This window comes from Vibrio jasicida 090810c (assembly GCF_002887615.1).
Taxonomy (GTDB): Bacteria; Pseudomonadota; Gammaproteobacteria; order Enterobacterales; family Vibrionaceae; genus Vibrio; species Vibrio jasicida.
Genome location: NZ_CP025792.1, coordinates 387,211 through 412,114, shown reverse-complemented (window position 1 = coordinate 412,114; position 24,904 = coordinate 387,211). Strand labels below are relative to the sequence as shown.

General features: G+C 44.6%; 17 protein-coding genes and 1 pseudogene. 12 read left to right on the top strand and 6 right to left on the bottom strand.

Annotated features, from left to right (window positions below):
- Nucleotides 1-17 precede the first annotated feature (17 nt).
- The gene (rsmF, locus tag C1S73_RS02040; protein WP_038873005.1) at nt 18-1,454 is read left to right on the top strand and encodes a 16S rRNA (cytosine(1407)-C(5))-methyltransferase RsmF; all 1,437 of its coding nucleotides are present in this window, start codon (nt 18-20) and stop codon (nt 1,452-1,454) included.
- 324 nt (nt 1,455-1,778) lie between these two features.
- On the opposite strand, the gene C1S73_RS02035 is transcribed toward rsmF, so the two are convergent.
- Complete coding sequence (locus C1S73_RS02035) at nt 1,779-2,615, bottom strand: CvfB family protein (RefSeq protein ID WP_038873007.1); 837 nt, start codon at nt 2,613-2,615, stop codon at nt 1,779-1,781.
- A gap of 182 nt (nt 2,616-2,797) precedes the next feature.
- Between C1S73_RS02035 and C1S73_RS02030 the strand changes: the two are divergent.
- Nucleotides 2,798-4,151, top strand: a pseudogene (locus C1S73_RS02030) (hypothetical protein).
- Nucleotides 4,152-4,176: 25 nt separating this feature from the next.
- Here C1S73_RS02030 and C1S73_RS02025 read toward each other — a convergent pair.
- Entirely contained in the window at nt 4,177-4,668 is a 492-nt protein-coding gene (locus C1S73_RS02025; protein WP_038873013.1) for a PaaI family thioesterase, read from the bottom strand.
- Nucleotides 4,669-5,064: 396 nt separating this feature from the next.
- Between C1S73_RS02025 and C1S73_RS02020 the strand changes: the two genes are divergently transcribed.
- Together C1S73_RS02020 and C1S73_RS02015 are read left to right on the top strand one after the other, a co-directional pair.
- Entirely contained in the window at nt 5,065-6,117 is a 1,053-nt protein-coding gene (locus C1S73_RS02020) for a 3-deoxy-7-phosphoheptulonate synthase (protein WP_038873016.1), read from the top strand.
- Between the two features lie 32 nt (nt 6,118-6,149).
- On the top strand, nt 6,150-6,632 hold the full coding sequence (locus tag C1S73_RS02015; RefSeq protein WP_038873018.1) for a YajQ family cyclic di-GMP-binding protein: 483 nt from the start codon (nt 6,150-6,152) through the stop codon (nt 6,630-6,632).
- 105 nt (nt 6,633-6,737) lie between these two features.
- Here C1S73_RS02015 and C1S73_RS02010 read toward each other — a convergent pair whose 3' ends face one another.
- The gene (locus C1S73_RS02010; protein ID WP_038873020.1) at nt 6,738-7,658 is read right to left on the bottom strand and encodes an NAD(P)-dependent oxidoreductase; all 921 of its coding nucleotides are present in this window, start codon (nt 7,656-7,658) and stop codon (nt 6,738-6,740) included.
- Between the two features lie 461 nt (nt 7,659-8,119).
- On the opposite strand from C1S73_RS02010, the gene C1S73_RS02005 reads away from it, so the two are divergent.
- The 5 genes from C1S73_RS02005 (at nt 8,120) to C1S73_RS01985 (ending at nt 13,313) form a co-directional block, all read left to right on the top strand.
- Nucleotides 8,120-9,148: an amino acid ABC transporter substrate-binding protein gene (locus tag C1S73_RS02005; protein WP_038873022.1), complete on the top strand. Its 1,029-nt coding sequence runs from the start codon at nt 8,120-8,122 to the stop codon at nt 9,146-9,148.
- Between the two features lie 82 nt (nt 9,149-9,230).
- Nucleotides 9,231-10,436 (top strand): amino acid ABC transporter permease, encoded by a 1,206-nt coding sequence (locus C1S73_RS02000; RefSeq protein ID WP_038873025.1) that lies wholly within the window; start codon nt 9,231-9,233, stop codon nt 10,434-10,436.
- Nucleotide 10,437: 1 nt separating this feature from the next.
- Entirely contained in the window at nt 10,438-11,535 is a 1,098-nt protein-coding gene (locus C1S73_RS01995; protein ID WP_038873028.1) for an amino acid ABC transporter permease, read from the top strand.
- A 23-nt stretch (nt 11,536-11,558) separates the two neighbouring features.
- Entirely contained in the window at nt 11,559-12,308 is a 750-nt protein-coding gene (locus C1S73_RS01990) for an amino acid ABC transporter ATP-binding protein (RefSeq protein WP_038873031.1), read from the top strand.
- 342 nt (nt 12,309-12,650) lie between these two features.
- Nucleotides 12,651-13,313 carry a Bax inhibitor-1/YccA family protein gene (locus tag C1S73_RS01985; RefSeq protein ID WP_005446774.1) on the top strand — a complete coding sequence of 221 codons (663 nt, stop codon included), beginning with the start codon at nt 12,651-12,653 and terminating at the stop codon, nt 13,311-13,313.
- 75 nt (nt 13,314-13,388) lie between these two features.
- Here the strand turns inward: C1S73_RS01985 and C1S73_RS01980 are convergent, their stop codons facing one another.
- Entirely contained in the window at nt 13,389-13,745 is a 357-nt protein-coding gene (locus tag C1S73_RS01980) for a putative quinol monooxygenase (RefSeq protein ID WP_038873032.1), read from the bottom strand.
- Nucleotides 13,746-14,164: 419 nt separating this feature from the next.
- On the opposite strand from C1S73_RS01980, the gene C1S73_RS01975 reads away from it, so the two are divergent.
- On the top strand, nt 14,165-14,494 hold the full coding sequence (locus tag C1S73_RS01975) for a TusE/DsrC/DsvC family sulfur relay protein (protein WP_038873035.1): 330 nt from the start codon (nt 14,165-14,167) through the stop codon (nt 14,492-14,494).
- Between the two features lie 47 nt (nt 14,495-14,541).
- On the opposite strand, the gene yccX is transcribed toward C1S73_RS01975, so the two are convergent.
- Nucleotides 14,542-14,814, bottom strand: coding sequence for an acylphosphatase (yccX, locus tag C1S73_RS01970; protein WP_038873038.1), 273 nt, complete (start codon nt 14,812-14,814; stop codon nt 14,542-14,544).
- 90 nt (nt 14,815-14,904) lie between these two features.
- Here yccX and C1S73_RS01965 point away from each other — a divergent pair, with 90 nt between their 5' ends.
- The gene (locus C1S73_RS01965; RefSeq protein WP_038873042.1) at nt 14,905-16,308 is read left to right on the top strand and encodes a methyl-accepting chemotaxis protein; all 1,404 of its coding nucleotides are present in this window, start codon (nt 14,905-14,907) and stop codon (nt 16,306-16,308) included.
- A gap of 186 nt (nt 16,309-16,494) precedes the next feature.
- Nucleotides 16,495-17,688, top strand: a complete 1,194-nt coding sequence (locus C1S73_RS01960; protein WP_038873044.1) for a class I SAM-dependent methyltransferase — start codon at nt 16,495-16,497, stop codon at nt 17,686-17,688.
- Nucleotides 17,689-17,755: 67 nt separating this feature from the next.
- Here the strand turns inward: C1S73_RS01960 and C1S73_RS01955 are convergent, their stop codons facing one another.
- Complete coding sequence (locus tag C1S73_RS01955; RefSeq protein ID WP_063344644.1) at nt 17,756-24,670, bottom strand: Calx-beta domain-containing protein; 6,915 nt, start codon at nt 24,668-24,670, stop codon at nt 17,756-17,758.
- Nucleotides 24,671-24,904 lie beyond the last annotated feature (234 nt).

Genomic DNA, 24,904 nt, shown 5'->3' with positions numbered 1-24,904 from the left:
GCAATCGAGATTCCACTTTGCATCCTAATGTTTACATCCCAGAAGCATTTCTGGAAAAAATCAAAACTATTCTTCCTGCCCACCTCAACATGGATGACTTCGTAGCGTCGTGCCAAAAGCCGTTGCGCAAGAGTATTCGCGTTAATACGTTGAAAGTCAGCGTAGAGGCGTTTTTAGAGCGAGCAAAGGCAAAAGGTTGGAAGTTATCTCCTGTACCCTGGTGTGAGACTGGTTTTTGGATCGAAGCAGATGAATCGCTCGTACCATTAGGCAATACCGCAGAACACATGTCTGGGTTGTTTTATATTCAAGAAGCCAGCTCAATGATGCCGGTATCCGCCTTATTCATGAATGACGAATCGTATGACGCAGTGCTCGATACCGCTGCGGCTCCGGGCTCTAAAACAACTCAAATAGCTGCCTTAATGAACAATGAAGGCGTTTTGGTCGCGAATGAATACGCGGCAAGTCGTGTAAAAGTGCTACACGCAAACATCGAACGTTGTGGTGTGCGTAACGCAGCATTAAGTAACTTCGACGGTCGTGTGTTTGGTGGCTGGCTACCAGAACAATTTGATGCCGTTCTGTTAGACGCACCATGTTCCGGTGAAGGTACAGTGCGTAAAGATGAAGACGCAATGAAGAACTGGACGCAAACATCAGTCATTGAAATTGCAGACACTCAAAAAGATTTGATCGAAAGTGCGTTCCACGCTCTTAAACCCGGCGGCGTGATGGTTTATTCAACCTGCACGTTGAGCACGGAAGAAAACCAACAAGTTTGCCATCATCTTAAAGAAACATTTGGTGACGCGGTTGAATTCGAGAGCTTAAAAGATCTGTTTAATAATGCCGAGGCGGCGTTGACTGAAGAAGGCTTCTTACACATCTTCCCTCAAGTGTATGACTGTGAGGGTTTCTTTGTTGCACGTATACGTAAGCTTGCTGCCGTAGAAGCACCAAAAGTCAAAAAACGCATGGGTAAATTCCCATTTGTTAAAGCGTCTAACAAAGAATCCACTGATATCGCTAACCAGCTTCAAAGCGCAATGGAAATCAAGTTACCTGAAGACAGTACGGTTTGGATTCGTGATAAAGATGTGTGGCTTTTCCCAGACGCACTAGAGCCGATGATTGGCGAACTGCGTTTCTCTCGCATGGGTATCAAGATTGCCGAAGCGCATAAGAATGGCTACCGTTGGCAACATCAAGTAGCAACGGCGCTGGCGACAGGTTTAGAGAAAAATGCGATTGAGCTTACGATCGACGAAGCTCGTGAATGGTATATGGGCCGAGACGTTCGCCCTCAAAACATTCCAGCTGAGATGAAAACCGGCAAAGGCGAAGTATTAGTGAAGTACGAAGGCGCGATCATTGGCCTTGGTAAATGGGTAAGTAACCGCATTAAAAACGGCCTTCCACGAGAATTAGTGCGAGATAAGAACTTATTTTAGTAGCAAAGTGAAATGCTATAAATAAATGAAAAGCCATCGTATTTACGATGGCTTTTTGGTTCTAAAGCATGATTGGAACTGGGTTCACTAGCGATTCGAGTCCCCTGTACTAAACTGAAGATATCAAAGCATCGCTTTGAAACGGCATTTCTCTCTATGTTCACCAACAATATGTGTTGGTCAAAAGTTTAGCGCAGGCTCTATGAAAGGAGCCGTTTCCCCTAGGCCCAAAATAAGGACGAGTTTGGGCCATTTTTTTGACTGCTATTTTCGTCCAAATCGAGTTTGAACTTGATGAACCTCCGCCACCAGCAACTTAAAGCTCTATTCAGCGAGACGAATACCGTCTTTTTCAATCACGAGCTTACCTTGCTTGTACAAACCGCCGATGGTTTTTTTGAACGTGCCTTTACTTGTACGGAAAGCTGCAAAAATCGCTTCTGGCGTAGATTTATCGTTTAGAGGTAGGAAACCACCCTTCTTCTCTAAAAGCTCTAGGATTTTACTCGAAAGATCATCCATTTTCGCCACGCCTACTTTTTGTAGCGCAAGGTCGATTTTGCCGTCTTCGCGAATTTGCTTAATGTAGCCTTTCAGCTTTTTACCAATAAACAGCTTACCGAACACATCCGATGGGAAGATCATTCCCCAATGCTCGCCGTTCACAATCGCTTTATAACCAAGTTGGCTACGTTCTGCGATGATTAGGTTAACTTCTTCGTTCACTTCATAGTTTGCTGGCGTTTTATCCAGCCACTTATTGAACTTAGTTGTACCGACAATACGACCAGATGCTTTATCTGTGTACACGTAAACCAGAATGTTTTGACCAGCGGTAAAGCGCGCACGTTGCTCACTAAACGGGATAAGAAGATCTTTTTCTTTGATGCCCCAATTTACGAAAGCACCAGTGCTACTGACTCCTTCGACTTGCATTAGGCCCCACTCGCCAACCTGAGCAATGGGTTTATCAATGGTCGCAGCTAGCTGACTTTCTGAATCAAAGTAAAGAAATACGTCAATATGATCGCCTACATTCGTACCTTCTGGTACATATTTATTAGGCAGCATGACTGAACCGTAATCATCACCATCCAAAAATACGCCAAAATCAGCCGTTTTAGTGACTTCTAAGCTGTTAATTTGACCAATTTTAATCATTGAATTTGTCTCTTTTTAAATTTACTGGGAATTATACCCAAACTGACAAGAAAATCAGAGAGAAATACCATCCTCTCTGCTATGCTGTTGTCGTTCAACTACTTATCCTAGTCGACCTTAAGTTATTGTGCTTAATGGACGCTTATGGGTATAGGATGCTTTAGCAAAATCAGGAGCCTTCCTTGGTCACCGTCGACAAACAGGATTCGATAACCTTAAAAATTAGCCACGCATTGGCAAAGAGCAAAACGCTTGATCTTGATATCTATATTTTTGTGCCTGGTGAATTAGGTTTAAACTCCGACATCATCAGCGAGTCTGAGTTCTATTACACTTCCATCACGCAAAAACGTTCTTACTACAGTACAGAAGTGCTACTTCCTCTCGTGCATAGCCGCTTGGCCAAACGAGGGCGCCTATCTAATCGACAGTATCGCGTAAGTTTGAGTTTGTTTGCGTATCAATACGTCACAGCTCTGGATAAGGCCGTTGCAGCATTGAATAAGCATGACAACGACAGTGTTACCGCAGAAGAAGTGGATGAAGTCATCGAATTGACTATCGACATTCTTAAGCGTTTGAGACGTTCCATTCCTTATGAAGAAAATCTCAAGCGTTATTACGTAAACATTGATAACTACTTGTCTTGGTACACTGAGCAAAAATTTTTGTCTCTTGTCGCGCACCTTCCTCGCGAAGGCGATTACAGCACAATTAAAGATCGTCTGATTACTTTATGTGAGAAAGAGCAAGCCCACCGTAAACTCAACAACTATAACTCGCCGAGTGTCGTTGAAGATGTAACTCGTTTGTCGAATAAAATGCGTTTGCTGAGACGTTTGATTGAGCACCCTATCGTTTTAAGCGAAAAAAACGATGTCGATGGGAAACAACATCAAGCGTGCGATTAAAGGCATAGCCACGGGCTTGGTGATGGTCGTGGTCACAAGTACCGTTATTCTTGCCCGAGATTACTTAGGAGAGATTTCTGCATCTTTTATCATTGCGATGTCGTTTATCTATGCTCTACGTGAAATCTTTAAAGATGACCTACGCGACGCGATGTGGCGTTGGATCCGCAAAGGCAAACCGAAGTGGCGTAAGAAGTACATGGACCCGACAACAAAGAAAGTGGTGGGTCGAAAATTGGAATGGTTGGACTATCGTTCCCTTTCGAGCTTGCCTGATCGCATTCAGAACATTCGTAAGAAACGCGTCGTGCAGCGTGAAGAACAAATTCTTCATTACCATGCAAAAACTGAGATGGCGACGTCGTTATTTTTGAGTGGCTATGAACAAACTCGTGAAACGCTAAACATCAGTTTGCGCCCAATTATCCGTTTGATGGACAAAAGCTCTAACCGCGTATATCGCCTGAACGAAGGGCAAGTGAGTAAAGAGTCTGTAGAGAAGCGACACTTGGTCAACGTGATTGTGAAAGAAGACAACCACACTGACGAGCCTGTCTTCTATCGTTGGAAAGTCGTGTTAAACCGTTCGAAAATCGTGTCTATTGAGAAAATAGAATTGAATTAAACTAACGTCAGTCACCATTCTTAAGTTAAGCAGCCTGCTTTTGGGCTGCTTTTTTGATGGAGAGCGTTAAAGAGAACTCGGCCATTGGTTCATCACCATTAATCTTTGGACACAATGCGGTGATCTTCACATCTCGATTAACGCGTTCACCGGTTTCTAGCGTGATTTTGAGCATTTCATCAATCACAGGGCCATCATGACAGACAAAGTGTACGTCACCCTCAGGACGTTTTAAGAATTCAGCACTTACTCCTTTAAACGCGAGTGAAATCTTCTCTCCTTGCTCTTGTGCTTTACTCATAGCAAGAAAGCCACCAGCAACATCTGCCCCAACAGCCAATGCGCCAAAATACATACTATTAAGATGATTCTTGGTTCTTCGCTTGAGCGGGATTCTTACTTCGACATGCTGATCATCAATCGCAAGGATCTTCGGTCGACATAGCCAAATTAAAGGCACTTTTGAAAAGCCAAACAGATTGAGGTAAAGGTTTGCACGACGAACCGCTGAAAACATTTTGAAACTCCCCTTAAACTAGTCTGACCAGTCAATCAACAAACTTCAAAGATGTCAAAGAAATGTTAACGAGAAATCGATCTTGGTTAAAAAACAAATCGTTTGCGCATTTTCGCGTGACATGGTCACAATATATGAAACTCCCAACCTACAACGCTTTGCTTACGATTTGGCACAATTATTCTGTTAGCAAATAGAAAAAACGGTTATAAATTCAAACAACTATGTATTGATATCCAGAGCATGTTTTGTCATTTATATATAAGCAACACCAATGAATACCAACAGCAGTACATACAATTCGGTATTTACTAGATAAGAATCCCGTGAAACGGTTTATTCCTAACTATAATTCCGTTATCTTTACCGCTTCGCAATAGAGAATAAAGCTATAACATGCCTATAAAAACAGATGAATTGAGAACCCAACCTTTGGGTCCAATGCCGACACCCGCAGAGCTAGGTAGTGTACATCCAATCACTGATGATGTAGCTGACCGTATCGCTCAATCTCGTCGACAAATTGAAAAGATTTTAACTGGTGAGGATGACCGTATCCTCGCTATCGTTGGCCCATGTTCAGTGCATGACACTGAAGCGGCAATTGACTACGCGACGCGTCTTAGCGAAATTCAAGATCAGTACAAAGACGAACTGTTCATCGTTATGCGTACATACTTTGAAAAGCCGCGTACAGTAGTTGGTTGGAAAGGTTTGATTACTGACCCTAACCTAGATGGTTCTTATGCGCTTGAAGCCGGTCTTCACAAAGCGCGTAAACTGCTACTGGATATCAACAAGCTTGGTCTTGCGACTGCTACTGAGTTTCTTGATATGATTACAGGCCAGTACATTGCTGATTTGATCACATGGGGCGCAATTGGTGCTCGTACGACTGAATCGCAAATCCACCGTGAAATGGCGTCTGCCCTATCTTGCCCAGTTGGCTTCAAGAACGGTACTAACGGCAACGTGAAAATTGCCATTGATGCGATTCGTGCGTCTAAAGCATCACATTACTTCTACTCCCCAGACAAGAATGGGCGTATGACGGTGTACCGCACTAGCGGCAACCCTTACGGTCACATTATTCTTCGTGGTGGTGAGAAAGGCCCTAACTTTGACGAAGCTTCTGTTAAGCAAGCTTGTGACGCGCTAGCAGAGTTCGATTTGCCGCAGCGTTTGATCGTCGATTTCAGTCACGCAAACTGCCAAAAACAACACCGTAAACAAATCGATGTTGCTCAAGACATTTGCGACCAAATTAAGTCAGGCAGCACACGTATTGCTGGTATTATGGCAGAGAGCTTCATTATTGAAGGCAATCAGCCAATGACTGATATTAACAACCTAACTTACGGTCAATCGATCACTGACCCATGTCTAGGTTGGGATGATACTGTAACCATGCTAGATATGCTGGCAGCCGCAGTTAAATCCAGTAAGTAATTTCCCTATAACAAGATAATCAAGGAATCTTCATGCCATCGTTTGATATTGTTTCAGAAATCGATACCGTCGAACTACGTAACGCGGTTGATAACGCTAACCGTGAACTGTCTACTCGTTTCGATTTCCGCAATGTGAATGCGAGCTTTGAGCTAGTAGAAGAAAATGTAAAAGTGTCAGCAGAAGGCGAGTTTCAGCTTAAGCAAATGCGTGACATTCTGCGTAGCCACTTGGCTAAACGCAACATTGATGCAAATGCTATGGACGCAAAAAATCCAGAAGCAACAGGTAAAAACTGGCACCAAAACGTTGCTTTCCGCCAAGGCATTGATACACCAACCGCAAAGAAAGTGGTTAAGCTAATCAAAGACGCAAAGCTTAAAGTTCAAGCTTCTATCCAAGGCGACAAAGTTCGCGTAACAGGTAAGAAGCGCGATGATCTCCAAGCGACGATTGCAGCGATCCGTGAAGCAGATATGGGTATCCCATTTCAGTACAACAACTTCCGTGATTAATTCGGTTCCTCAATTAACACCTGTCGATTGAGGAAACCGAGAATTGAAAACGTCGACGAGTTATTCGTCGGCGTTTTTTATGTCCGTAAACTATATGCAAAATAATCAGATAACTAGGTCTTGCCCTTGCAATAAAGAGAATTCACTCGTCCCTGAAGGTACAAACACGCACACACGTAAGTTTTCTTTTTTCGCTTTAGTCAACATATCAGAAAGTTCGGTGGCACTTCTAAAAGGTTCACGTTCAGCATCCCTTCTTACCAACTCCATGACGTCCACTTCGCACATCGTCGAATATAAGGCAAGTTCGGCTTGCTGCATGTAACGGACTGCTTTGATAGGCAGCATTTCGACATCTTGCCCAACTTGAATCCAGGTACAGCTTCCCTCCTCGTCCAAAGGTTTTGCCATGGTTTGTTGATAAATGATTTCCAATTCGCGATTATCGCGAGCGTTCTCTACTTCTGGATGAGAAAAATAACTTTCCCAAAATTTCCTGCGTAAGTCGACGCTCGGTAGTGCCTCTTTAATCGAATTGCGTTTGGAGTTAGCGAACTCCGCCATCAATCCCATATTTTGCGGAAGAATAGCTTCAAGCTTTTCACGAATATTTCGAATCAAAACAGGAGACGCGCCACCACTTGAAATGGCAATTTGAATGCGACCACGATTAATCATTGAAGGCGTAATAAAATCACAGTACGGCTTGTCATCAACAACGTTAACTAATATGCCAAGCTCTTTAGCGTCTTTGTAAACCTGATGGTTTAACTCTGGATTATCCGTGGTTGCCCAAACTTGAATGAACGATTTCGTGACAATGTCACTAGAATAAAAACGTTGAATCCATCGCACTTGTTGCTCTTGCGCAAGCTTATCAAGAAAGTCGACAAGGCTTGGGGAGACAATCGTAACGTCCGCCCCAGCTTTAAGTAGGGCTTCTACTTTACGGCTTGCTACTTCACCACCGCCTACAACCAGCACGGGTTTATCTACTAAATCTAAGAACAGAGGAAAATATCGCATTTCAATCCATGATTACTTCAAATAACTGTCGAAATTCATGCTACCAAAAACAGGGCAACCTGTTCACCTAGTTTCGATGTCACAAATAATTTTTGTTCAAATTTTCGGCTTACTCAGCCCGCCTCTACTAATGATACTTTTAATAACAAATTATTATCCTTTTGTTTTTGACACTCTTTTAGTGATTGTTCTGATGCACTAATTTGACAACCAGTTGCACTATTTACAAACATTTAACATTTCGCCATTCTAAATCGCAAGGTTCTTTGTAAGTTCTCTCCAAAACTCTTTTTAAATTATATATTTGAGAATTAGCAGATCCTTACCTACGCTTATAACTGGTTGATTTGTCGATTACCGTTTCATTGAAAATCAACCAGATAGGACGATAACACAAATAAATTGGACACGTTGTATCAGGTCGCTCCTGATTAAACATGGATCATACAGGAAGGATACAAATGGCAAATAAACTCACAGTTCTTGCTTCCGTCGTAGCGGCTTCTACTGCCATGATGGCGACATCAGCGCAAGCAGCAGACACGACTCTGGACAAAGTCACAAAACAAGGTTTTATCACTTGTGGCGTAAGTACCGGTCTACCTGGTTTCTCAAACCCTAACTCTAAAGGCGAATGGGAAGGTATCGACGTAGAATATTGCCAAGCACTGGCCGCAGCCGTTCTTGGGGATAAAACGAAAGTTAAATATGTACCCCTAACCGCGAAAGAACGTTTCACTGCTTTACAATCGGGTGAAATCGATGTGCTTTCACGTAACACCACCTGGACACTTCATCGCGACACTGCTCTTGGTTTGAACTTCGTAGGCGTTAACTACTACGATGGTCAAGGCTTTATGGTGAAGAAAGATCTTGGTATCTCTAGTGCAAAAGAACTCGATGGCGCTTCTGTATGTGTGCAATCAGGTACAACCACAGAGCTTAACCTAGCAGATTACTTCCGTAACCAAGGTATGGCTTACAAGCCAGTGGTATTTGATACCGCCGCGCAAACCTCTAAAGGTTTTGATGCTGGTCGATGTGATGTTCTTACTACTGACCAATCTGGCCTTTATGCCCTTCGCTTAAACCTTAAAGACCCTTCTTCAGCAACCGTACTTCCAGAAATCATTTCAAAAGAACCACTAGGTCCTGTTGTTCGTCAAGGTGATGATCAATGGTTCAACATCGCTAAATGGACGCTATTTGCAATGGTGAATGCGGAAGAATATGGCATCAGTTCTAAGAACGCTGATGAAATGTTGAAATCGAAAGATCCAAACATCAAACGCATTCTTGGTGTTGACGGCCCTAAAGGTAAAGGTCTAGGTATCCGTGACGATTGGGGTTACCAAGTTATCAAGCAAGTCGGTAACTATGGTGAGAGCTTTGAGCGTACGGTAGGTACTGGTTCGCCTCTTAAGATTTCTCGCGGCGTAAATGCGCTGTGGAATGCAGGCGGCTTTATGTACGCACCACCTATCCGATAGAAACGAGTTAAATAAGGGCGGTGCATGCCGCCCTTTTTCTTGGCTGAATCTATTCTATATAAGGGTTTGAGGTTATCGCTGTATGAAACCGACGAATAATGCATCGCAAAGTACGATGTCCAAACCAAGCGGAAGCAAGAGTCTGATTTATAACCCAGCTTTTCGCTCTGCTATTTTCCAGATCATTGCCATCGCCGCACTGGTATTTTTCTTTTACACAATCATCAACAATGCACTAACCAATCTCGACGCTCGTGGTATCGCCACCGGCTTTGGTTTCCTAAATCAAGAAGCGGGCTTTGGTATTGGGCTCACACTCATCGAATATGACGAAACTTTCTCTTATGGGCGTACGTTTGTCATTGGCTTACTTAATACTGCACTCGTGTCTGTGTTGGGTATTATCCTCGCAACCGTCATAGGTTTCGTTATGGGGATTGCACGCCTTTCTTCTAACTGGCTGGTCAGTCGTTTAGCGGCTGTTTACATTGAAACGTTCCGAAATATCCCTCTACTTTTACAGATCTTTTTTTGGTATTTCGCGGTTCTACAAGCCCTTCCATCCCCAAGACAAAGCTTAAGTCTTGGCGAATCCGTTTTCCTGAATGTGCGCGGTCTTTACTTCCCCTCACCGGTAATTGAAGCTGGCGGTGGTCTTGTGGTTGCAGCACTCATCATAGGTGTCATTGCAAGTTTCTTAATCAATCGTTGGGCTAAAAACAAACAGCGATTAACAGGTCAACAAACACCAATGGGACGAATTGTGTTCGGTCTAGTGATTGGTCTGCCTTTGGTGGTTTACTTTGTAACAGGCATGCCGATCTCTTTGGAGTACCCAGAATTAAAAGGCTTCAACTTCCGCGGTGGTATCAGCATTATTCCGGAGCTCGCAGCCCTTCTGTTAGCGCTAAGTGTTTACACTGCATCGTTTATTGCTGAGATTGTTCGATCTGGTATTAATGCAGTGAATCATGGTCAGACCGAAGCCGCGATGTCGCTGGGTTTACCAAGAGCAAAAACATTGAAACTGGTGGTGATTCCGCAAGCATTGCGAATCATTATCCCTCCTCTAACAAGCCAATACTTGAACTTGACGAAGAACTCTTCGTTGGCAATGGCAATCGGTTACCCAGACCTTGTTTCGGTCTTTGCCGGTACAACGCTGAACCAGACTGGACAAGCGATCGAAATCATCGCAATGACGATGGGTGTATACCTAACATTGAGCTTGATAACGTCGGCGTTGATGAACTTGTACAACCGAAAAGTAGCGCTGGTGGAGAGATAATATGAGCACACATCAATTTCAGCCTGATCTCCCACCTCCGTCCAATACCGTCGGTATTGTGGGATGGCTGCGCAAAAACCTATTCAATGGCCCAGTGAACTCGGTTGTTACCATCATCCTTGCCTACATCGTGTTTTCTGCACTTTGGAACATTGCGGATTGGGCATTCATTAATGCCGATTGGGTTGGCACAACGAGAGATGACTGTTCCCGTGAAGGCGCATGTTGGGTATTTATCAGCGTACGCTGGGAACAGTTTATGTACGGTTTCTATCCAGAAGCTGAACTGTGGCGGCCACGTCTGTTCTACATTACCTTGGCGATATTCACAGTACTCCTTGCTTACGAAAAGACTCCAAAACGTATTTGGATTTGGTTGTTCTTTGTGAACATTTATCCGTTCATTATCGCAACATTGTTGTATGGCGGGGTATTTGGCTTAGAAGTGGTTGAAACACACAAATGGGGCGGCTTGCTGGTTACTCTGATCATCGCCTTAGTCGGTATCGTTGTCTCCTTACCTATTGGTGTGGCGTTAGCGTTAGGCCGTCGTTCCGATATGCCGATCATCCGCAGTATTTGTACTATCTATATTGAGGTATGGCGTGGGGTACCTTTAATTACAGTACTCTTCATGGCGTCCGTCATGCTCCCGCTCTTTCTTGCCCAAGGCTCAGAAACAGATAAGCTCATCCGCGCCTTAATTGGTGTTGTGATGTTTAGTGCCGCTTATATGGCAGAAGTGGTTCGTGGTGGCTTACAAGCCATTCCAAAGGGCCAGTACGAAGCCGCCGATGCGTTGGGTTTAAGCTATTGGAAAAAGATGGGACTGATCATATTGCCTCAAGCTCTTAAAATTACTATCCCTTCTATCGTGAACACCTTTATTGGTTTGTTCAAAGACACCAGCCTTGTACTTATTATCGGTATGTTTGATGTACTGGGTATAGGACAAGCAGCGAACACTGACCCTGAATGGTTAGGCTTCGCTACAGAAAGTTATGTATTTGTCGCGTTAGTGTTTTGGGTATTCTGTTTTGGCATGTCACGCTACTCGATATGGCTCGAAAATAGACTTCATACCGGTCACAAACGATAACTCATCAAGATCAAGGACGTATTATGACGCAACAACAAGACTATATGATCCAGCTGAAGGACATGAATAAGTGGTATGGTGAGTTTCACGTACTAAAGAACATCAACCTCGATGTAAAGAAAGGCGAAAAGATTGTTATCTGTGGTCCTTCTGGCTCTGGCAAATCGACCATGATTCGTTGTATCAACCGCTTGGAAGAACATCAAGCAGGCAACATCTATGTGTCAGGCACCGAATTAACCGAAGACCTAAAGAACATCGAAGCCGTTCGTCGCGAAGTCGGCATGTGTTTCCAGCACTTTAATCTCTTCCCTCACCTAACGGTCCTCGAGAACTGTACACTTGCCCCAATTTGGGTGAAGAAGATGCCAAAGGAAGAAGCGGAAGCCATCGCGATGCAGTACCTAGAGCGTGTTAAGATCCCAGATCAAGCAGATAAGTATCCAGGTCAGCTTTCAGGAGGCCAACAACAACGTGTAGCGATTGCGCGCTCTCTTTGCATGAGCCCAAAGGTAATGCTGTTTGATGAACCGACATCAGCGCTTGATCCAGAAATGGTTCGTGAGGTTCTTGATGTAATGGTTGAACTGGCGGAAGAAGGCATGACCATGCTTTGTGTAACACACGAAATGGGCTTCGCGAAAGAAGTCGCGGATCGCGTTATCTTCATGGATGCAGGTGAAATTATCGAAGAGAATAACCCTGTCGACTTCTTCGAGAATCCGCAATCGGATCGAACCCAGAACTTCCTCGCGCAAATTCTTCATCATTAATTAGTCGCAAAAAACGCTAAAAAAATGAAGCGTCGATTCGAAAAAATCGGCGCTTTTTGTTTGCCTCAGGTCGATGTTACTAAAATCCAGTTGATTCAATACGTTGTAAATTTGTTCGATTTTACAAAAAAGTTCGTGAGGTAACCTTCATCCCTTTGATTGCCAAGCCCTTCCTAACTATGCAAGGCAGTAATATTGTGTTACAAGTTGCCACATACATAACACACTATTTCTATTATTATTTTGTTCTAGAGATAGACGTGTCGGGCTTGATTTTTTGAACTTTCGGGCCCATATATGTCTATATATCAAAGATAAGACGGTCCCTTATAGAGGAAGATTATGAACAGTCCTATGTTTTCACGCACTACTACTCAAGAGAGTGCTCTACAAACCAACAAAGTATTGCGTAATACATATGCACTACTTTCAATGACTTTACTATGGTCAGCACTGGTTGCTGGCGTTTCAATGGCGTTTAACTTGCCACGTCCGGGCATTATCCTGATGTTGGTTGGTTTCTACGGCTTACTATTCTTGACTGAAAAAAACCGTAACAACAGCATGGGTTTGGTATTCACATTCCTATTTACTGGTTTCTTGGGTTACACCATCGGTCCAATTCTAAACATGTACATCGGTGCTGGTATGGGCGATGTGGTTCTTACTGCACTTGGCGGTACCGCACTGTCATTCATGGCAGCTTCTGCTTACGCTCTAACGACCAAACGCGACCTATCTATGATGGGTGGCCTGATGTTGTCTCTATTCGTTGTTCTAGTGGTGGGCATGATTGCGAGCATCTTCATCCAATCAACTATCCTGCACCTAGCAATGAGCAGCTTGTTTATTGTTTTCTCTACCATGGCTATTTTGATGACTACACAAGGCATCATCCGTGGCGGTGAAACAAACTACATATCTGCAACGATTACGCTATACGTTTCAATCTACAATATCTTCATCAGCCTACTAAGCATTCTAGGCATCATGAACGACGACTAATTCGTTAGATTGAATCCAAAACTCAAAAGCCCGAAGTTATACTTCGGGCTTTTTCTTTTCACTTTTTAGCAGTGTCTATTCTGGTTCATAGATGGGCGCATCGTAGTCATACCCTTCATCGCTGTATGCCGTAACCATCGCGTCTTCAACTAATCCTGTCTCGGCTTTCACTTGAGTTTCAAAGAAATGTTGAATCTGCTTTCTTCGCCCATGCGCTGCCCAAGATTCTGCATCTTCCCAAATTTCATTAAACACAATCGGATAGTCATTTCTCATCGCACTGGGGTGATCAATTTGCCGAGTGAGCATATATTGGATGCATCCCTCTTCTCGATAGGAATCTGGCTCTAGTGCTTTGAGTACTTCAAATAACTCGGCTTCTTTTCCTTCTTTTGGTTTAAATTGAGCTAAAACATAGACACGGCTTGTCATTCGATTTCCTTCATTGTTGAGTAGTGCTATCAAAAAGGTAAACGAACAATGAAAAAGTTCACGTCCAGTAACGATAAAGTGCGATACACATCGCCAGCAATAGCTGAATAAAACAAAAGGCAGTGAAATAACGATAACTCTGCTCTATTCCCACTAATAAAACAGAGACATTATTCCAAATTCAGCATAAAAATGCAGATACCAAAATACTCACCCCGATAATTTTCCAACAACGTGAATAAACTTACATTTTTGTGAATAATGGAAAAGTAGTTAGGCTCAACGCCTTTACCTTTACGTGAGCTCTCGATTGTGTAAATTTACTTCGCTCAGAAGCTTTCATAGATTCTTTTGTTGAGTCTAAGCTTCGCTCTACGCTACCCTATACACACCAGTGTTTACTTAGCGGATACAAAGCGATGTTCGTATACAACGGCAAAGAAATAGAAACCGATTCTCAAGGTTACTTACTTGATCACACCCAGTGGGAAGAAGGTATGATTGCGCTTCTAGCAAAAGATGAAGAAATCGAACTTACCGAAGCTCACTTAGAAGTAGTTCACTTCGTGCGTAATTTTTATGAAGAGTTCAATACATCACCAGCAGTTCGAATGCTTGTGAAAGCGATGGAAAAAGCGCACGGCCCAGAAAAAGGTAACAGTAAATACCTATTCAAATTATTTAAAAAAGGCCCTGCAAAACAAGCGACAAAATTGGCAGGATTGCCAAAACCAGCGAAATGCTTGTAGTACTCTAGTTTGCAAAAACACGACTAAAAAGATCACTGCTTATAAAACTATAAGATCTTAAATCCGCGGAAAGGTTTGTAAGATAGACTCTCTTGGGTAACGCTATCTACTGTTGCCGTCCGCGGTCCATCCTCCAACCACGCCGAAAACGCTGCGATTTGCGCCTCTGTACCACAAGCGATTACCTCAACATCACCATTGTTCAAATTCTTTGCATACCCCGTTAAACCTAACTTCAAACCTTGATGTGACGTGTGGTATCGAAATCCTACCCCTTGAACATGCCCTACTATCAGAAACTTCTCACACTTTAGTACCATCCGTATACCGCTCCCTATATTTGAGTGATATATTATTTGCGTCTATTTACCCCACTAAGGATAGTGGGTTTTTATATGGTTATAATAATTATGAAAGAAATTCCCTTCCGTTGGATTGATAAGTATCTCATCCATTTAAAAATTCAAGAAAAGTTCTATTTACTCTTCTTTCTTCCTCTTCTTGCATTGGTCATTCTCACTTTAGTCTTAAACAGTGCTGCTGACTCCATGATTTCTGGTTTGTATCAGGAAGAATTAATGCTGATGAAAGGGCTAATCGAGGCTGGTAACCTTTCGCAATCTCAAGTTGCAAACCTTATTGCTGGCTCAGACACCATTACCTTTGGTACTGGTCCAGATTCCGTGTCCGTGCTGAATGGCGCATTTAGCCTTGTAGCAAACCATGAGCAGTCTTTATGGACCGCACTTTCTACAACGCAAGTCAGTATTATTCTTGTGACTCTATTCATCATGGCGATGGGTGTTTACTACATCATGACTTTCATCGGTGGTGCGATGTTTACGATGAACAAAGCGCTCAACACGCTGGCAGATGGTGATCTAACCGCGCGTATGAATTTCTTCCGTGTTCGTGATGAGTTCAGCGAAATCGCGATTACTATCGACAAAGTAGCGGATCGCGAACAAAAGATGGTTCAGTCGATTCAAGAATCCGTAGCGCTGATGCAGCAAATCAGCTCAGACCTTAACCTTTCGATTCACAACAGCTCTGAGATCTCTAATACCCAACAAGAGCACCTTAACTCACTAGCAAGTGCAACAGAGCAGATGGCTTCCACGATTCGTGAAGTGGCAACGCTGGCTCATGACTCAAGCACACAAACTGATGATGCTCGCAGCGTCGCGCAATCAGGTCAGGTGAAAGTGGAAAATACCCTTCACTCTATCTCGAACCTTTCTACTGAGATCCAATCGGCATCTCAAGCGGTTGAAGAGCTAGATGCAAACGCAGCGCAGATTGATGAAGTGGTCACAACCATCAACGGTATCTCTGAGCAAACTAACCTACTCGCCTTGAACGCTGCAATTGAAGCGGCTCGTGCAGGCGAACAAGGTCGTGGCTTTGCGGTTGTTGCTGATGAAGTTCGTGCTCTTGCAGGCCGCACTCAACAAGCGACAGTTGAGATTCAAGCAATGATTGAAGCGCTACAACGTAACAGCCAATCACTGACTAAACTGATGGAAGTAACGGTTCACAATGCGAACGAAGGCCAAACTCTGATGGCTGAAGTGAACCACGAAATCGGCTCACTAGCAGACAAGAACCAAACTATCTCAGACAGCAGCATTCAAATTGCGACAGCAGCTGAGGAACAAGGTGTCGTGGCAGACAATATCGCATCAAGCGTTGAAGAGATTCGCATACAAGCAAACAATGTATGTACGATGATCAGCACAACGTCGCAAAACGTTGAGCAGCTTCGAGCTCAAAGTGACACCATGGAGTCGCTACTGACTGGCTTAAAAGCGTAATCGCTAAAACGAATAACTAGGGTCACTTCGGTGGCCCTTTTTTGTGTCTGGAAAACCCATCCGTTACTCCACTCATCAGTTTATAATTAAAGCCTCTACAAATGATTGGATTGTCGATGGATATTGCTTTTGCGGGCAACATCCCGGACAATACGCCCCTTTCAAAATTCAACAAGAGCTAAAGAAATGACAGCTGCTATCTATTTGGTTAAAGGTCGTGAGAAATCGGTTAAGCGCAAGCACCCTTGGATCTTCTCTCGAGGCATCAGTAAAGTTGAGGGCGAACCAGCGCTCGGCGAAACCGTTGATGTATTCACTCACGACGGAAAATGGCTAGCTAAAGCAGCGTACTCACCAGAGTCTCAAATTCGTGCTCGCATCTGGAGTTTTGAAAAAGAAGAAATCAACAAAGCCTTCTTCGTTAAGCGCTTCAACAACGCTCAGCTTCTTCGTGAAGACATTATCGAACGCGATGGCCTAACTGGCTACCGTCTTGTCGCGGCAGAATCTGATGGTATGCCTGGCGTTACTATCGACCGGTACCAAAACTTCTTTGTGTGTCAGCTTCTAAGTGCGGGCGCAGAATACAACAAGCAAGTGATTGTTGATGCTTTGGTTGAGTGTTTCCCTGATTGCAACGTTTACGAGCGTTCAGACGTCGCGGTACGTAAGAAAGAAGGTTTGAAAGAAACCACTGGCGTACTGCACGGTGAAGAGCCACCAAAATCAGTGGTGATTGAAGAGAACGGCGTGAAAATCAGCGTAGACATCGTTGGTGGTCATAAAACGGGTTTCTACCTAGACCAACGCGACAGCCGCCAACAAGCGATGAAGTACGTGAAAGATAAAGAAGTTCTGAACTGTTTCTCTTACACTGGCGGTTTTGGTCTGTACGCACTAAAAGGCGGCGCAAAACGCGTTATCAATGCGGACGTATCACAACCAGCTCTAGACACTGCTAAGTTCAACGCAGAACTGAACGAGTTTGATATCTCTAAAAAACGCGCTGTGTTCCTAAACGCTGACGTGTTCAAACTACTACGCGAATACCGTGACCAAGGTACGAAGTTCGATGTTGTGATCATGGACCCACCGAAGTTTGCAGAAAGCAAAGCACAGCTAAACGGTGCATGTCGTGGCTACAAAGACATCAACATGTTGGCGATGCAAATTCTAAACCCAGGTGGCACACTACTGACCTACTCTTGCTCAGGCTTAATGGACCAAGTTCTGTTCCAAAAAATCATTGCTGACGCCGCAGTAGATGCAAACCGCCAAGTTAAGTTCGTAGAGCGTTTTGAGCAAGCTGCCGATCACCCAACGGATACGGCTTACCCAGAAGGTTTCTACCTAAAAGGTTTTGCGTGTAAGGTCCTATAATCGGGCTTAGTCATAGCCAACGATAAAGAATTGAAACATAGAAAAAGGGCCTGTTGGCCCTTTTTTATTATGAATCTAGATTAACTTTCGTGAGAGCCGATAAGACATCTCTTTCAAAGTCCATATTTCCGATGATCAAGTCGCTAAACTCGGAAGCTCCTTTTTCAATGACGATCGTTTGGATGGAATTACCCTCGTTGTGGGTGATTTCAAGCGATAGATCTTCGCCGTCCACATTTAGGTCGATACTATTGAGCAGCTCTTCAATGGTGTTATGCCCTGCATCTTCAACAACTTGGTTTAGATCTAGAGTGTCGAGGTCTCGTTCAAAGCCACGCACCAAGTCCGTGCCGGAATCTAGTGAGTCATTAACCCATCTAAATATGTCCGCTTCGTTGTCATTACCAATTAAAATGTCATGGCTTACATCCACTTCCGCTTCGATGATGTTCGCAGTACCACCGCTCGCCGCGTTTACGCCACCATTTTCGTCAATCACAAACTGAAATGTATTTTCAGATTGGTCACCATCGTTATCGGTCAGTACGTAATCGAAGTCTAACGTTTCTACTGTGTCGCCTACCGCTCCATAGAAGGCATATGCGCCATCATTCAAATCGACTTCCAACGAGTGCTTACTGTCGATGTAGATAGTGAGCAACTTCGTGATATCGTCAAACGCATGTGAGATGTCGTTGTTGTTGTCTACAACCGTCAAGTCTGTACCGTCAAATGAATAAGTGACACCGTCATGTTCTATTTCGCTGATGTAACCGCCATCTGCACCAATACCTGTATCCGGTGATGTGGTGTACATGAGGTTACCACCAACAGGTTGAATCACGGACTGCAACATAACTGGAGGCAGCTGAGTAACGTCAGGCACGACTACACCATCAAGGTCTTGGTTTAAGAAACCATCGTAAGCAACACGGTCTAACTGATCAGGCATCAAGTTCACACCCATACCATAAGCCAACGCCGTGATCTGATTATCAGAATCGGTCAAGTGATCTATCCAACTGTCCTCACGGGCATCGTTGATGAATGATGAGGCTGGATTTGGTTGACCATCAGATAAGAAGTAGCTCACGTTTGATGCACTAGGTAACTTACCCGCATCATCCCAAGAGTCCTTCGCTTCATTAATTGCGCGATTGTAGTTAGTTGCACCGCCAGCAGTAAGTGTATCAATGTACGCTTTCGCTTCATCTACGGTTAACCATGTTGCCCCAGCAATGGCGTACGTTGTTGCTGAGCCACTGTATTTTATGATTTGAACCCGAGTTTGGCCAATCGATTCGTACTGATTTAATAACTGAGTTGCCGAGTCCTTCATTATTTGAAGACGATTACCCGTACGCATCGACCCAGAGACATCCATGATCAATTGAACGTTAGCGCTCTCTTTTGTTTCCGCGACCACATCATGAACAATGGATGTCGAATCAGGTGAATCATCTTCAATAACAACATTTGCTACCGCAGAGTTCGTCAAGCCAAGTGCATTCGAAACAATGACAGGAACCTCAATGTTTAAAGAATCCTCGCCAGAAGTATCTGGGTGATCTATTGGGCCAAGAAGTTCAGTAGAGATTGCCCCCGTATCATTGACCGTGATCTTAATGACCTCTTCTCCATCCGCTGAACCAACAAGCAATTGGTCGTTGTTGGACAAGATCCATGTGATTGCCTCACCGTTACTGGTTAGGTTCGCAGTTGGGACATTCAGTGCGACCGAGTCAACCGTTTGACCAAGTGTTAACTGATCCATATCTAACGTTGAATCTGTGGTGTCCATAAAACCATTCAGCGCGAAGTCATCGGCAATGGCATTACCCAAACCCTCTTCAGAAACATTAAGCGTGACGCCTTCAACAATCGGAGGCGCATATGGATTAACCGCAAAATTCCCCGTTTTACTGTCACCATCGTTATCGGTAATCGTGTAACTGAAGTCGATATCTCCATCACCACTCGGAGAGGTCAAAGGTACGTACTGGAAGAACTCCCACTTCCCAGTACTTGGCGTTAATTGAACTTCAAACGCCAACTCGCCGTTCGCTTCACCGACTAATCTGTTTGGGTTCTGAGGATCAATCGCAACACTAATAGCCTCGCCATCAAGCGTTTCTAGACCATTATCAGCACCATTAAGAACGATACTTCCTGGGCCATCCGCACCATAGAGTGCGCCTAAATTCCCCTCTGCTGTTGCAATTGGAATGGAGGAGTCAGCCCCAGTAAAGGTGATAGATTTGACAGTAAAGTCACTGTTGTCTGCGGTATTTGGCCCGTTCCCGTTGCCAGTTGCTTCAAGAATAACCTTGTCAAAACCACCCTGTTGAACACTAAAGTTAGCCGCATAGTCACCACTTGCCGCATCAGAGTTAAACGCTTGCTGTGCGATCAAAACACCATCTCGATAGAAAGACGCAAGACCTTCTTCTAGCTCCCCACCAAACATCTTCTCGAATTCGATCTCAGCCCCAAATGCAATCTTATCGCCCAAGTCGATGACCAATTGCTCTGAGACACCAGTATCATTGGCAAAACGATAGTCCACTTCATTAGCAAGTGGATAGCCGTTATTACCGACACTTTTCACACCAATACCTGATGAAGTTTGATTAATCTCTGCGGCGCCAAGATCGGTAGATTCATTAGACAAAAATCCCAAGGCAGTCACTTCGACATCTCCGAAAGTTCGGCTGAATGCATCGGATTCATTACCAACAAAACTAATATTGCCGGTGAGAATTTCCGGGATATCTGCCAGCGACACATCTACGGCTTGAGAAGACGTTGGAACATGTGGACAGTCATCCTCGACAACCACGTTCATACTTTGGGAGCTCGTGGTTTGACCATCACTCACTGAGATCTGCACATCAAAGTCGATCAAATCTTCGACGTCATTAACTGGATGATCGAGTGGCTCTAAGAGTGTGATGGTGTAACCCCATGTTCCTTGCCCTGCGGCACTTGGTTCTGTCAACACGACTGTTGCTACACTGGCAATACTTGCCGTTGATGCGGTGAGTGTTTGAGTATTGGCGTTCCAAGACCAAGTAACAGGTTCACCTCCAGATGCCAATCCATTTGGTCCGGAAAGTACAACACTCACGTTCGTCGTATCAGGGTCACTGACTGTGAATGAGCCAACAAAGCTCGCCGAGTTCGTGGAGTCTGAAGGAGTTCCCATAGTATCGGCGATACCATCAGGTAACCCTTCTTCAGAAACAATCGCATCAACCACATTGCCGATGGCCGGAGGCGCGTCGTTATCTAAAATCGTACCAGTACCTTGCACTGGCGTATTTTGGATAGAGGTTGCACCATCAAGCGTGAAGGTTTCAGAACTCTCAAAGACAGTATCATTGATGGTGTTTACAGTAACGCTGTAAGTTGTATCGTTCGCCGGTACGGTAACGTCAAAAGTACCATCTGGATTCACAGCCACCACTTGCGTTGAATTGTCCGCATAAGTAATAGTTGCTGAGGTCTCAGTGTAATCAACGCCACCATCTGCTGTACCATCAGCGAGTGTCATACTCACAACAGTATCTGTCGTACTCGGATTGCTTAACGTGACATTTAATGTGGCAGGATCACCTTCATTGACTGTCGCGCTGCTAATTGCAGCAACAACTGGACGGTCGTCATCTGGCTCAGGACCTGGGCCAGTACCATCATCAACAATGGTCCCCGTGCCTTGTGCTGGAGTATTTTGAGTCGATGTTGCGCCAGACAATGTGAAGGTTTCAGGGCCTTCAAAGACATCGTCATTGGTAGTATTTACAGTAACGCTGTAAGTTGTATCGTTCGCCGGTACGGTAACATCAAAAGTACCATCTGGATTCACAGACACCACTTGCGTTGAATTGTCCGCATAAGTAATAGTTACTGAGGTCTCAGTGTAATCAACGCCACCATCTGCGGTACCATCAGCAAGTGTCATGCTCACAACTGTATCGGTCGTACTTGGGTTACTTAACGTGACATCTAATGTGGCTGGATCACCTTCATTGACTGTCGCGCTGCTAATTGCAGCAACCACTGGACGGTCGTCATCTGGGTCAGGCCCCGGGCCGCTGCCATCATCGACAATCGTACCTGTGCCTTGTGCTGGGGTATTTTGAGTTAAGGTAGCGCCTGACAGTGTGAAGGTTTCGGGTCCTTCAAAGACATCATCATCGGTCGTATTAACGATAACACTGTAAGTGGTGTTATTAGCTGGAACAGTCACATCGAATGTACCATCCGGATTTACAGCCACCACTTGGGTTGAGTTGTCTGCATAAGTGATAGTGACCGAGGTGTCTGTGTAGTCCACGCCACCATCGGCAGTGCCATCAGCAAGTGTCATGCTCACAACTGTGTCCGTCGTACTTGGGTTACTTAACGTGACATCTAATGTGGCAGGATCACCTTCATTGACTGTTGCGTTGCTAATTGAAGCGACAACTGGACGGTCGTCATCTGGCTCAGGTCCCGGGCCACTACCATCATCAACAATGGTACCCGTGCCTTGTGCTGGAGTATTTTGAGTTGAAGTGGAACCTGACAATGTGAAGGTTTCAGGGCCTTCAAAGACATCGTCATTGGTAGTATTTACAGTAACGCTGTAAGTTGTATCGTTCGCCGGTACGGTAACGTCAAAAGTACCATCTGGATTCACAGCCACCACTTGCGTTGAATTGTCCGCATAAGTAATAGTTACTGAGGTCTCAGTGTAATCAACGCCACCACCTGCTGTACCATCAGCGAGTGTCATGCTCACAACTGTGTCCGTCGTACTCGGATTGCTTAGTGTGACATCTAATGTGGCAGGATCACCTTCATTAACTGCCGCGCTGCTAATTGACGCGACGACTGGACGGTCGTCATCTGGATCTGTGCCCGGACCGCTACCATCATCGACAATCGTACCGGTACCTTGTGCTGGGGTATTTTGAGTTGACGTAGAACCTGACAATGTAAAGGTTTCAGGACCTTCGAAGACATCGTCATCGATAGTATTCACCGTAACGCTGTAGGTTGTATCATTCGCAGACACAGTCACATCGAACGTACCATCTGGATTCACTGCCACCACTTGCGTTGAGTTATCTGCATAAGTGATGGTGACTGACGTATCGGTGTAGTCCACTCCACCGTCAGCAGTACCATCAGCAAGTGTCATGCTCACAACTGTATCGGTCGTGCTTGGATTGCTCAAGGTGACATCTAATGTAGCAGGATCACCTTCATTGACTGTTGCGTTGCTAATTGAAACAACAACTGGACGGTCATCATCTGGCTCAGGACCTGGCCCAGTGCCATCGTCAACAATGGTACCCGTGCCTTGTGCTGGTGTGCTTTGTGTCGATGTTGTACCAGTCAGCGTGAAAGTCTCCGCACCTTCCAAAATATCGTCATCGAAGGTATCGACCGTAACACTGAAAGTCGTTGTGTTTTCGGGTACATTTACCTCAAACGTACCGTCTGGATTCAGTAACACGACTTCGCTGGTATTATCTGAAAACGTGATCGTGACGGTTGTGTCCGAAAAATCCACACCACTTGTCGCAGTATCACCTGCAAGTTGCATGGTAACTACGGTGTTTGTTGTACTCGGGTTACTGAGATTTACGACAAGCGTAGCCGCCTCGCCCTCATTTACCGTTGCATCCGTAATAGATGCAACATTAGGTCGATCATCGTCTGGATTTTGACCAGGACCATCACCATCATCGCTTACGGTTGCTGTTCCTTCTGCGGGCTCTTCTTGAGTAGGTGTACTTGCAGTGAGCGTAAACGTTTCATCCCCTTCAAGTATTTCATCATTGTTCGTTACGACCGTGACAGAAAAGTTAGTATCATTTGCAGGAACCATCACTGTGAAAGAACCGTCCTCTGCAACGCTTACAGATTGCGATGTACCGTCTGAGAAGGTAACCAAAACAGATGTGTTATCGAAGTCACTCCCTCCTGTTGCACTGCCGTCGGCAAGTGTAAGAGTGACAGACGTTTCAGATTCACTTTGATTGCTTAAGACGACCTCAAAAACCGCAGGCTCTCCCTCATTAACGGTGACATCTGAGATAGAAAGCACAGTAGGACGATCATCATCAGGATTCTCTCCCGGACCACCCCCATCATCGCTGATGGTTGCTGTGCCAGTTACGGGGGCTTGTTGATTTGGCGTTGAACCACTGAGAGTGAAAGTTTCATCACCTTCTAAAAGTTCATCATTAAACGTTTGTACAGTGACAGTAAAAGTGGTCGTCTCGCTTGGTAAAACAATAATGAAATCACCATTCTCGTCGACGCTCACTTGTTGTTCTGTGCCATCTTCAAAAGTAATCGTCACGATGTTATTGAGGAAATCAGCGCCACTGTCTTCTTGTCCACCTGACGCACTGCCATCATCCAAAGAAAACGCTAACTCGGTTTCTTCGCTTGTTGTCCCATCAAGAGTGACATCAAAGTTTACATCTTCACCTTCGCTTACCGTTGGACTTGATATGTCCTGTATGATGACGTCAGCAATTTGACTCGGTTGTGAGACAAAACCACTAAAATACAACTCTAACAAGGTTAAGATCTGTGTCTCTGAAAGGCCAAGAGAGGCCAACCCTACTGTTTCGAAATCAGTCGCAGCAAGACTTTCAGCACCAGTCCGATCGATTACGCCACTCGCCTGAGGACTCGAACCCTCACTCTCACCCGCTGCTGGTTCAAATTCTGTTCCTAACAGTGTTGGGTCATCACCTTGTGCTATCGCCTCTACAACTCTCGCAACGTCGTCTGTAATTTCTATAGGCTCCTGACTTTCCTGAGTCACAATCCGCACGTTAGGCGTAGATTCATTCGATAAATCAGAGACTAGCACTTCACCTTGAGCCGGAGCTTCGCCCTGTTCCAACTCTCTTAAATTACCGTCTAAACCGATAACCACTGTCTGGCCCAATAATGAGCGTAAGGTTGCATTATTCATAGTTACCTCGACTCGCATCGTGCTGCGTCAAAAGTTTGTCACCTCATCATTTACGACTATAGTTTAGTCAAAATAATCGCAAATTTTGCTTACCTACACGGTTCTCAGAGCTTTACTTTCCTAGGGGCGGGACAAGTGAAGATCGATAAAGCCAAACGGTTCAAAAGCGCTATGACCTTAAAAAATCAGGATTTTTTTTGAGGAATTTCGCTTAAAACATAAGCAAACTTAGTC